The sequence below is a fragment of the Caviibacter abscessus genome (genome assembly GCF_001517835.1).
Lineage (GTDB): Bacteria > Fusobacteriota > Fusobacteriia > Fusobacteriales > Leptotrichiaceae > Caviibacter > Caviibacter abscessus.
Genome location: NZ_LOQG01000011.1, coordinates 224,539 through 236,954, shown reverse-complemented (window position 1 = coordinate 236,954; position 12,416 = coordinate 224,539). Strand labels below are relative to the sequence as shown.

The window sequence follows — 12,416 nt, the reverse complement described above, 5'->3', positions numbered from 1 at the left end:
AAAAAGCTTTAGGTATTGGTATAAATTCGCATGCTAAAAGTAAAAATTCAATATCAATAGGTAATAGAGCAAATGTATATGAAAATGCAGAAAATGCAATATCAATAGGAAATAGTACAATAGCTCAAGGTAAAGATTCTATTGTAATTGGAAAAAATTCACTTTCTGAAGGGAAAAATACAATATCAATAGGAAATAAAGCTAAAGCATATGAATCAGCTGAAAATGCGATAGCAATAGGAAATAATGCAGTAGCTCGAGGTAAAGATTCAGTTGTAATAGGAAAAGATTCATTTTCTGAAGGAAAAAAAGCAGTATCAATAGGATATTTAGCCAAAACATATAAAAATGCAGAAAATGCAGTATCAATAGGGAATAATACAGGAACTAGTGGTAAAGATTCTATTGTAATGGGAATAAATGGAACTATTAATGAAGGTGCAGAAAATAGCATTTTAATAGCAAAAACTGGGTCTATAAGTTCAAAAGATTCATTTGCTATAGGAAATAATGTTAATGTTTCTACAAATGCACAAAATTCATTTTTATTAGGAAGAGAGTTAGTGTCTAATGCTAGAAATACAATGCTAATAGGTTATAAAAATAAAGCAGAAAATAATGCAGAAGAAGCCCTTATTATAGGAACAGATTCACGTACAACAAAAAATAAAGCAGTAATAATAGGGATTAAAAGTACGATTAATGGAGAAAGCAGTACAGCTATAGGGAATGAAATAGTTGGAACAAAAGAAAATTCTGTATATTTAGGATATAAAACAAAAGATGCAAATAGTAGCGTTTCAAAGGAAATGAACGAATACTCAAATGACATGATAGGCACAACAGTTTTAACATTTAAAGCAGGTAAACCATTAGGAATATTTAGTGTAGGATCTGTGGGTTATGAAAGAAGAATACAAAATGTTGCGGCAGGTTGGATAAATCAAGATAGTACAGATGCAATAAATGGTTCACAACTTTATGCAGTAGCTAAAGTTCTAGATGATTTAAGTAATATAGCAGTAAAATATGATAACAAGGAAAAGACAAAAATAACATTAGCTGGAAATGACGGAACTACAATAGATAAAGTAAAAACTGGAAAAGTTTCAGCAACTTCAAAAGAAGCTATAAATGGAAGTCAGTTATATGATGTTAAACAAAAAGTTGATAAGAATACGCAGGATATAGAAAAAAATAGGAATGCAATAGCAAGTAATAAGACACAAATTGACGTAAATAAAGAAAATATAGCGACAAATACAAAAGATATCGTAACAAATAGAGAAGGAATAAATAAAAATAAAGAGTCTATTGCAAAGAATATGACAGAAATAGTAAGTAATACAGCTAAAATATCTGCAATTGAAAATGAATTAAAAAATAAAGGAAGTGTAAAATCAGAAACATTAAAACTTTCAGGAAATGATAAGAGATTATTTGGAAACGAAGATCTTACAATAGAGTTAAAAGAAAATTCAATAGAAGAAAAGCATTTAAATGAAAATTTAAGAAACAAAATACAGAATATGTTAACAAAAGAAAGTATTAAAGAAATTTCTGACAAAGTTGAAAAGAATACAAAAGAAATAAAGGAAATAAAAGAAGAGTTAAAAACAACAAATGAAAAAATAGAGAAAAATACAGAAAAAATACAAAAATTAGATGATATAGCTGTAAAATATGATAGTACTGCAAAAGATAAAATAACTTTAGGTGGTACTACACATAACCCTGTAACGATAACAAATCTAGCAAATGGAACGAAAGACAGTGACGCAGTAAACTATAATCAATTAAAAGATATAGTAAATGGAGAAATACAAGCGGGAGAAACAAGAGGAGTATCAGGAGATAAGATACATAAGGAATTTTTAAAAGTAAGAGAAGAAGCAAAAGAGATGTCAAAACAACTAAGTGGAGGAATAGCAACGACAATGGCAATGGCAAGTATTCCACAAGTAGGAGATAATAAGTTATTTTCAATAGGAGCAGGAGCAGCCTATTACAATAAACAAGGAGGATTTGCTCTTGGAATAAGTGGAACAGAGCCATCAAATACCTTTATATATAAACTAAGTGCAGGAATAGACACACAAAAGATATTTGGAGTATCAGCAGGATTTAATATTAACTTTGTAGATAATACTAAAAAAGCATCAGTTGTAAATAATAATAAAGCATATGTTTATGATAATAAATTAGCAGATAAAATTACAAAGCTTGAAAAAGAAAATGAAGCGATAAAAAATGAAAATAAATCAATGAAAGATAGAATAACAGCTCTTGAAAATAAGATAGGTCAAAGTGTATCAAGCTTTAAAGAAAAATTATACATAATAGATCAGTTTATAAATAATAAATATATACCAACAAAAATACAAATAGAGAAATTAAAAGCAATAGTAAAAGAAATAAATGAAAGATATACAGATAGAATAATAGATATAACAGGACATACAGATACAACTGCAAGTGAGAGATATAATCTTGAGTTAGGATTAAAGAGAGCAAATAAGGTATCAGATTTATTGATAAGCTTAGGACTTAAAAATCCACAAAACATAAGAAAAGTATCAAGTTATGGATTTAATAATAAAGTAAATAGTAATTTATCTTCAAATAGAAGAGTAGAAATAACAATTAAGTAAAAAAACATAAGGCTATCATGTACTAGGTATGTGATAGCTATTTTTAATTATATGTGTTAAAATTAAATACAACTTTGTAGGAGGAGATTACAAATGTTTAAATATATAGCTAAAGAAAAATATAGGATATTATTAGTTTCTTTTATAGCTTTAGTGCTTGCAGTATTAAATATATTGCCTTTTGACATGTTTGGAAATATTGTTGATGGAGTAAATAATAAAACACTGACTTTAAATGAAGTTATAACTAGTGTATCAATAATGCTAGGGTCTGCAATTTTTTATTATCTTATAAATGCAGCAAATGAAATGATTACTTTTAGGGGTCAAGTTAAATATGAATACTATTTTCAAAATGCAATTTTGAAAAAAATATTAACACAAACACCGCAATATTTTAATAAAATTAGCATTGGAACTGTAATGGGAAGAATAACTTCTGATGCAATAGAATATGTACCTAATTTGTTTGGTTGGGGACTTTATTGTTTTCAAGAGGGAGTAATAAGAGTAATAGTTATATTTATTTTTATCATGCAAAAAATAGATTACAAATTTGCAATATTAATAAATCTACCATACATAGTTGTAACATTAATAATTATTACAAGAAAAAGAAAATATCAGTATCAATATAATGAAATGGGAAAAAGCTTTGATAAAATTTCTAAAAAGACGCTTGAAACTATTAAAGGAATTAGAATAATAAGAGCATATAATATGTTATCTAAAGTTAGAAAATCATACATTGAAAATTTAAAAGTATATTCTAAAAATAATCTTGATTATTCAATGAATGGAACATATTCGCATGCATTAAATATTGTAGGAACAGCATTTTCATATTTTTTCCTTATTATTTATGGATATTATTCATATGCAAATGGTAGCATAAGTTTTGGAGATTTGCTTGGTATTTCACTTACAATGACTTTATTAGCTTGGCCTTATACAGTTTTAGCTTTTTTTATAAATGTTGTATTTGAGTCTAATATTGGTCTTAAAAGAATAAATGAAATTTTAAATGCAAAAACAGTTGTAGATGAGCAGTATGGAAATAAGACTTTCAAATTTGATTCAAAAATAGAATTTAGAAACTTTAGTTTTTCATACGATGATAAAGAAACGCTAAAAAATATTTCTTTTGATATACAAAAAGGGCAAACAATAGGAATAATTGGTAAAACTGGAAGCGGTAAAACAACTTTAATTAAACAATTATTAAGATTATATGATACAAATGGTGGAATATATATAGATGATGTTGATATTAGAGAATATGATATAAAACAACTTAGAAATAGTTTTGGATATTCTCCTCAAGAATATTACATATTTTCTGACACAATTAAAAATAATATATTATTTTACAGACCTCTTGAAGAAAAATTAGAACAATCCCTTATTTTAGCAGACTTAAAAAAAGATGTAGAAAATTTTGAAAAGGGGATTGAAACTTTAGTTGGAGAAAATGGAGTATCGCTTTCAGGTGGGCAAAAACAAAGAATGCAAATAGCAAGGGCAATAATATCAAATCCTGAAATACTAATATTTGATGATAGTTTATCTGCACTTGATACTAATACTGAAAAAAATATAATTCAAAATTTAAAAGATAATAGAAATGGTAAAACTAATATTATTATATCTCATAGAATATCAAGCCTTATAGATGCTGATAAAATTGTAGTTTTAAATCAAGGTAAAATAGAGAACATAGGTACACATGAAGAATTATTAAAAGTTTCTGCTTGGTATAAAGGATTATATGAGTATCAAATGAAAAAAGGAGATAATATTGAAAGAGAAAAATCATTTACTTAGTTTTTTTAAGTATATAAAGTTTGCAACAAAAGAGTTTGTTGTAGGGTTGATATTTGTTGTAATTGGTATATCCACTGAAATAGTAACAGTTAAAATAATATCAAATATTTTTAAAGATGATTTAGCAAAATTAGATAAAAATATAGTGCTTGCAATAACTTTTAAATTAGCATTGATTTATTTAGGAATTAAAATGGCAGAGGCATTTGCTATAATAATGAGAAAATATCTGCTTGTTAAAGGTTCAAATGTAATACATTATAATATACAAAAAATGGTGTACGACCATGTCCAAGCATTACCTATAGAGTATTTTGATAATATTCCAGCAGGATCTGTACTGTCAAGAATAACATCAGATGTAAATCAGATAAGAAACTTTTTTAGATCTACGGTTATAGACAGTTTAGTTACGATATTTAAGGCTACTATTTTATACGCAATAATGCTATATATAGATTATAGACTTGCCCTTATATTTCTAATATTTGTTCCTTTTGTATTTTTATTACAAACTGTAAATACAAAAGTAGAATACCCTTATTTAGTAAAAATGAGAAAAGAAAATTCTCTTTGTTCAGGTATTGCAAATGAAATGTGTCAAAATTTAGAAGTAATAAAAGCATTTAATAATGAAGAAAAAGTTTTAAATAATTGGCAAAATCATGCTAAGAAAAAAAGAAAAGCTCAAGATATGATAACTTATATAGAATCACTTTCACAGCACAATGCTTTTGATTTGCTTAGAATATTTGTAAACTTAACTATTATTTTCTATTTTATATATTCAAATTATAATAATCTTAATTTAATAACTGTGCCGAATACATTATTATTTCTATTTTACAGTTCATATATTTTAAATGAAGTTGCAGTTTTAACAACTAATTTATCTGTTTATACAAGAGCAAAAGGTGCTGCAAAAAATTTAAAAGATTTATTGGAACTTAAAGTTGAGAAAAAGAATGGTCAAGAAATTATTGAAGATTTTAAGGCAAATATTAAATTTGAAAATGTAAGCTTTTCATACAAAGAGGATAATTATGTATTAAAAGACATTAATTTAGAAATAAAGGAAAATGAAACTGTTGCATTTGTAGGTCATACAGGAAGTGGGAAATCAACTATAATGAATTTGTTAATTAAATTTTATGAAAATCAAAAAGGAAATATTTATATAAGCGGGAAAAATTTAAAAGATATAGAAAATGATTTTATAAGATCAAAAATGGCAATAGTTTTACAAGATTCTTTTCTTTTTGAAGGTACTATATTATCTAATATATCAGAAGATAAAGCATATTCACAAAAATGTTTAGAACTTGTAGGAGCAAAATATTTATTAGATGAAAGAGGTATTGATGCGAAGGTGTTAATTGATGGAAGTAATTTTTCAACAGGAGAAAAACAACTGATATCTTTTGCAAGAGCATTAGCATCTAATCCTAGTATATTAATTCTTGATGAAGCTACAGCAAATGTAGATAGTAAAACGGAGCAAAAAATACAAAAAGGAATAGAAGTTTTAAGTAAAAATAGAACAACGTTAATAATAGCACATAGATTATCAACTATAAAAAATGCTGACATGATATATGTATTAGATAAAGGTAAAATAATTGAAAAAGGAAATCATAATGAACTTGTGAACTTAAATGGAATATATAAATCTATGTTAGATAAAGATAAAAATGACAAAGAAAAAGAATTTTAAGATAAAAAAATGTACCAGGTAAAGTTACTTGGTATATTTTTTATTGACTTTTAAAATAAATCAAGGTATTAATTATTATGCGATTTATAATAAAAAGGAGTTGTTTATATTGGAAAAATTATCTAATTATTATACTAAACTTATTGTTCTGATATTAATATCAATATTTAGTATTTTTACTTATTCTAAACAAGAAATACCTGAAAATAAAACAAAAATTATTGTACATTATCAAAAATCTGAAGATAAAAATTGGGATTTATGGATATGGCCTAAAGATATGGGCGGGAAAGAATACAAATTTACAAAAAAAGATAAATTTGGAGAAGTTGCTGAAATTGAATTGGACGGTAGATTTGATAAGGTAGGTTTCATAGTTAGAATACCTGACTGGAGTAAAAAAGACGTTGACAAAGACCGTTATATAGATGTAAAAGATGGTTTTGCAGAAGTATGGTTAAAATCAGGAGATGAAAAAGTATATACGACTAATATTGATAGAGTATTAAAACCTGAAAAAGATAAGACAAAGTTATTAATCCATTATCAAAAATCTGAAGATAAAAATTGGGATTTATGGATATGGCCTAAAGGTCTGGATGGTAAAGAATACAAGTTTGATGATGTAGACAGTTTTGGATTAATTTCTGAAATAGTATTAGATGGTAATTATAAAGAAGTTGGATATATAGTAAGAACTCCTGATTGGAGCAGTAAGACTGCTGATAGATATATAAAAGTAGAAAATGGAGTAGCAGAGGTATGGTTAAAATCAAAAGATCCTAAAACTTATTATGAAAATCCTGATGCTAAACCTAAAAGTTATGATAAATTAAGTGCAGTTGTTATTTATAAAAGATATAAAAAAGATTATAGTAATTTAAAACTTAAAATTACAGGAAGTAAGAAAGTATTTAACTTTAAAAAAGTTAAAGATTATGCAAAAGCAGAAGTTGAAATTAGTGGAAAAGATTTACAAAAATTAGAATTTTCAATTTTTTCTATAAATAAAAAGAAGATAATTTCAGATTTAGATACTAGAGTTATTACTAAATTTGATGATAAAGGACATGCAACAGTTTATATAAACCAAGATGATAAAACAGTTTATTATTCAAAAGAAAAAGCTGATAAGAAAAATGAAATTCTTAGTGCTACAATAGATGATTTAAACAGTATAACAATTGAAACAAATAAACCATTTAGTTTACCTAAACAAATTAAAGTTGGAAATAAAAAAATAAAAAGTGTAACAGTTGTAAAAGGTAATAACATTCAAACAAATAAAATTAAAGTAGTTTTTGCAAAAGAATTAGATTTATTTGAGAATTTAACTGTAAAATTAGAAAATTTTGGCACTAAAAAAGTAATTTTAGGACGTGTAGTAGAAAGTAAATCATTTGACGAAAAGTTTTCATATGATAAGGAATTGGGAGCAATGTATACTGAAAACAGTACAACATTTAAAGTATGGGCTCCAACTGCTACAAAAGTAAATTTATTAATTTATGGAAATGACAAAAAAGTTAAAAATACAATTAGTATGAAAAAAGAAGAAAAAGGTGTATATAGTGTAACTCTTGATGAAAATCAATTAGGAACTATATATAACTACGAAGTATATTTTGGTGAAAAATCAAATATAGCAGTAGATCCTTATGCAAAATCAACAACAGTTAATGGAGAACACTCAGTTGTTGTAAATCCAAAACCAAGTGATATTAAATTTACTTCTTCTAAAAACCCTATAATTTATGAACTACATGTAAGAGATTTATCAAGCTATAGTGATAGTGGCATAAAAAATAAAGGTAAATTTTTAGGTCTTACAGAAAAAGGAACTAAAACAAAAGATGGTCAAATAACAGGTTTAGACTATATTAAATCTTTAGGTGTAACTCATGTTCAACTTTTACCTATCTATGATTTTAGTAAGTATTCTGTTGATGAAAATAATCAATTTGAAAAATATAACTGGGGATATGATCCTGTAAACTATAATACACCTGAGGGAAGCTACAGTACAAATCCTAATAACCCTAATACAAGAATTAAAGAGTTACAACAATTAGTAGATGAGTTACATAAAAATAATATTGCTGTAATAATGGATGTTGTATATAATCATGTGTTTAGTGTAGGAGAACATAGCTTTGACAAAATAGTTCCTAATTATTTCTTTAGACATAATGAAGATGGTACATTAACTAATGGAACAGGTGTAGGAAATGATGTTGCAAGTGAAAGAGCAATGGCAAGAAAATTTATAGTTGATAGTGTTAAATATTGGGCAAGCACATATAATTTAGATGGATTTAGATTTGATTTAATGGGTATTCTTGATGTTGAAACTATGAAAACTGTAAGAGATGAACTATTAAAAATTAATCCTAATATCATAATTCTTGGAGAAGGTTGGGATATGGGAACTTTACCTAAAGAAGAAAAAGCTGCACAATATAACGCAAATAAACTTGACAATATTGCATTCTTTAATGATGACATAAGAGATGCGGTTAAGGGTTCAACTTTTGGTAAAATAGGAAAAGGATTTGCAAGTGGAGAAAAAAATCTTGAACAAAGAGTGTTAAATAATATTAAAGGTGGAGAAGGTATAAAAACATATATATCAGCTAATCAGCTTATACAATATGTTGAAGCACATGATAATTTAACTTTATGGGATCAACTTGAAAAAACAAATTCTGATGAAAGTGTTCAAGTAAGAATTAAAAGACATAAACTTGCTTCAAGTATAGTACTTCTTTCTGAAGGAATACCATTTATACATGCAGGTCAAGAGTTTGCAAGAACTAAACAAGGAAATGAAAATTCATATAATGCTTCTGATGAAATAAATAAACTTGATTGGAATAGAGCAAAAGAAAATAACGATATAGTTGAGTATATAAAAGAACTTATTGCAATTAGAAAAGATTATGATTTGTTTAATTTAAGCGATTATAAGAAAATAAATAAAGTATTTAAAACTATAGTTGCACAAGATCAAGTTGTAGCATATAGATTAAGTGATGATAAAAATAATATATATGTAATACATAATGCAAGCTTTAATGAAAAAGAGATAAATATAGAAAATGGTAAATATATAGTTCTTGTTAAAGATAATAAAGCAAATGCAAATGGAATTGAAAAGATAAATGTTAAAAATTCAAAAATTAAAATCAGTCCTATTTCAACTTTAGTTATTAAAAAAGTAAATTAATAAAAAAGAGTTACTCTCCTTTATTTTTAGGAGGTAACTCTTTTTACTTATTATTAACGAGTTCTATATCCTAATTCTAACCCTATATTTCCTTTACCATATCCTAGGAAACCACCAATATAAAATCCGTTTCTGTATTCAACACCTGTATTTATCTTAAATATTCCACTTGTTGTAGGTAGTTTTCCGTTAGTTCCATTGTTAGTTAAATAAAAATCTTTTTGAAACTTAAGTCCTCCTTCAGCTCCAAAATAAATCTTTTTATTATAATTTAATTTTTTCTTAGCATCAAATCTTAAAGTAACTCCTGCACCAACAGATGCAAAATGAATGGAACCATAATAACCTGCATTAATATCAAAAACAGGACCAAATCCTATTTCCCAATCATTACTAAATTTTGCAGTCCATTCAGGTTGTATTCCTATAGAAGCATCAACTCCAAGAAGTGAAGACAGTCCAAGAGAACCTGAAATTTTAACATTAGGTCTTCCTGTTTGTATATTTGCAAAAGATGCAAAAGTAATTAATATAGTAGACAATAATAATAATGTTTTTTTCATTTTAACAACTCACTTTCTATGTTAGTTTGTAGTATTTTATCATACTTATAAAGTAAATTTCAATTTTGCACGCTATACACTGAAAATCAATGAATAAGCGTGAAAATACAAAATAATTATGAATTTTTTATATTTTTTTATAACAAATATATACACCATAAAAGTTGTTGATAATTAGATATTATGTTGATATAATGAAAATAAAAAAGGAGATTTTTATGTATAATTTAGTTATGTTTACCAATGACAAATACAGATTATTAAAATTTCTATATGATAATCAAATACAAGTAAAAAAAGACAAATATATTCCATTATCACAACAAGAAATTGCAGATATGTTACATATTTCAAAAATGAAAGCAAATGGAATTATTAAAGAATTAAAATTAAATGATTGTATTGGTGTATATAAATCAATAAAAGGAAAGTATATTATTACTAAAAAAGGATTAGAAATTATAAACATCATTGAAGAAAAATTAGAAAATGAATAAGTTTATAGATAAATGTAAATAAAATTGATTTTTACTTTTAAAAGTAGTAGAATAAATGTGATTTTATTAATTTAGGAGAAATAATGGAACAATTTGATGTAATAGTTGTAGGAGCAGGACATGCAGGTGTTGAGGCTGCCCTTGCAAGTGCCAGATTGGGAGCCAAAACAGCACTTTTTAGTATTTATTTAAATACTATAGCTATGATGAGCTGTAACCCATCAATAGGCGGTCCAGGTAAAAGCCATTTAGTAAGTGAAATTGGTATACTTGGCGGACAAATGGCAACGCATATAGATAAATATAATTTACAGCTGAAACACTTAAATCATACGAAGGGACTAGCAGCAAGAATAACTAGAGCTCAAGCAGATAAATATTGGTATAGAATAAAAATGAGAGAAGTTTTGGAACATCAGGAAAATCTATCTATAATTCAAGGAAATGTATCAGAACTTTTAGTTTCTGAAAATAAAGTATATGGAATTGTTGATGAACTTGGTGTTAAATATATGGCAAAAGCGGTTATACTTTGTACCGGAACATTTTTAAATGGTCAATATATAATTGGAGATGTTAAATATAGTTCAGGTCGTGTTGGAGAAGTTGCAAGTGTAGATTTACCGACATCTCTTCAAAAACTTGGAATAGAACTTGATAGATATCAAACAGCCACACCTCCAAGACTTTTAAAATCATCAATAGATTTTAGTAAAATGACAAAACTTTATGGAGAAAAAGATCCAAGATATTTTTCTTATGAAACACAGCAAAAAGAAGAAAATCCATTGCCAACATATCTTACTTATACTACAAAACAAACTATTGAAGTAGCAAAAGAATTACTTAAGTATTCTCCTATAGTAACGGGGATAGTAAGTACAAAAGGACCAAGACATTGCCCGTCTCTAGATAGAAAGGTTATGAATTTTCCTGATAAATATGATCATCAAATCTTTTTGGAACAAGAAAGTATTGAAAGTGATGAAATATATGTAAATGGATTTACAACGGCAATGCCACCATTTGCACAGGAAAAAATGTTACATACAATATCAGGGCTTGAAAATGCTAAAATTGTAAGATATGGTTATGCAATAGAATATGACTATATTCCAGCACATCAGTTAAATTATACGATGGAATCAAAAATAGTAGAAGGACTTTATACCGCTGGAACTATAAATGGAACAAGTGGATATGAAGAAGCGGCAGCACAAGGATTTATTGCCGGAGTAAATGCAGTAAGAAAAATTAAAGGTCTAGATGAAATAATAATAAGAAGAAATGAAGGATATATTGGAGTTTTAATAGAAGATATTATAACAAAAAAGACGCCTGAACCTTATAGAGTATTGCCATCAAGGGCAGAATATAGACTTACTTTAAGACAGGATAATACTTTTTTAAGACTTCTTGAAATTTCTAAAAAAATTGGTCTTTTAAATAAAGAAGAAATTGAAAAGTTAGAAAAAATATCAAAAGACATTGATGACGAAATAGCACGATTAAAAGAAATTAAAATTTACCCAAGTCAAAGTACAAATGAAAAATTAGATAAAATATTAAAAGGAGCATCTCAAAGCGGTGTAGTAAGTGCTTTTGAGTTTTTAGCAAGACAAGAAATAAACTATGATAATTTATCTAATTTTATTGAAACAAAAAAATTACATACTTTAGCAATAGAACAAATAGAAATAAATGCAAAATATAGGGTATTTATAGAAAGAGAAAAAGAACAGATAGAAAAGTTTAAAAAACTTGAAAATACACCAATACCTGAAAACTTTAATTATGATAAAATACAAGGTTTAAGTAATATTGCAAGATCAAGCCTTAGTTATCATAAACCCAAAACAGTAGGACAAGCAAATAGAATAAGCGGTGTTACATATAACGATATAGTGTTACTTGTAGCGGGGTTAAAATAATAAATTTTGA

General features: G+C 26.4%; 7 protein-coding genes. 6 read left to right on the top strand and 1 reads right to left on the bottom strand.

Annotated features, from left to right (window positions below; all coding sequences use genetic code 11):
• From AWT63_RS03105 to pulA, 4 genes are all read left to right on the top strand, one after another.
• A partial coding sequence (locus AWT63_RS03105; RefSeq protein WP_068268376.1) for an OmpA family protein occupies positions 1–2,651 on the top strand: 2,651 nt, incomplete at its 5' end.
• 93 nt (positions 2,652–2,744) lie between these two features.
• Positions 2,745–4,475 (top strand): ABC transporter ATP-binding protein, encoded by a 1,731-nt coding sequence (locus AWT63_RS03100; RefSeq protein WP_068268375.1) that lies wholly within the window; start codon positions 2,745–2,747, stop codon positions 4,473–4,475.
• Complete coding sequence (locus AWT63_RS03095; RefSeq protein ID WP_068268374.1) at positions 4,450–6,189, top strand: ABC transporter ATP-binding protein; 1,740 nt, start codon at positions 4,450–4,452, stop codon at positions 6,187–6,189. Before AWT63_RS03100 ends, AWT63_RS03095 begins: the two co-directional genes overlap by 26 nt.
• Positions 6,190–6,298: 109 nt before the next feature.
• On the top strand, positions 6,299–9,415 hold the full coding sequence (gene pulA, locus AWT63_RS03090; RefSeq protein WP_068268373.1) for a type I pullulanase: 3,117 nt from the start codon (positions 6,299–6,301) through the stop codon (positions 9,413–9,415).
• Positions 9,416–9,468: 53 nt separating this feature from the next.
• Here pulA and AWT63_RS03085 read toward each other — a convergent pair whose 3' ends face one another.
• Positions 9,469–9,978 carry a hypothetical protein gene (locus AWT63_RS03085; RefSeq protein ID WP_068268372.1) on the bottom strand — a complete coding sequence of 170 codons (510 nt, stop codon included), beginning with the start codon at positions 9,976–9,978 and terminating at the stop codon, positions 9,469–9,471.
• A 218-nt stretch (positions 9,979–10,196) separates the two neighbouring features.
• Here AWT63_RS03085 and AWT63_RS03080 point away from each other — a divergent pair, with 218 nt between their 5' ends.
• Both AWT63_RS03080 and mnmG read left to right on the top strand, forming a co-directional pair.
• Complete coding sequence (locus tag AWT63_RS03080; RefSeq protein ID WP_068268371.1) at positions 10,197–10,475, top strand: cyclic nucleotide-binding domain-containing protein; 279 nt, start codon at positions 10,197–10,199, stop codon at positions 10,473–10,475.
• 83 nt (positions 10,476–10,558) lie between these two features.
• Entirely contained in the window at positions 10,559–12,406 is a 1,848-nt protein-coding gene (mnmG, locus tag AWT63_RS03075; protein WP_068268370.1) for a tRNA uridine-5-carboxymethylaminomethyl(34) synthesis enzyme MnmG, read from the top strand.
• Positions 12,407–12,416: the final 10 nt, after the last annotated feature.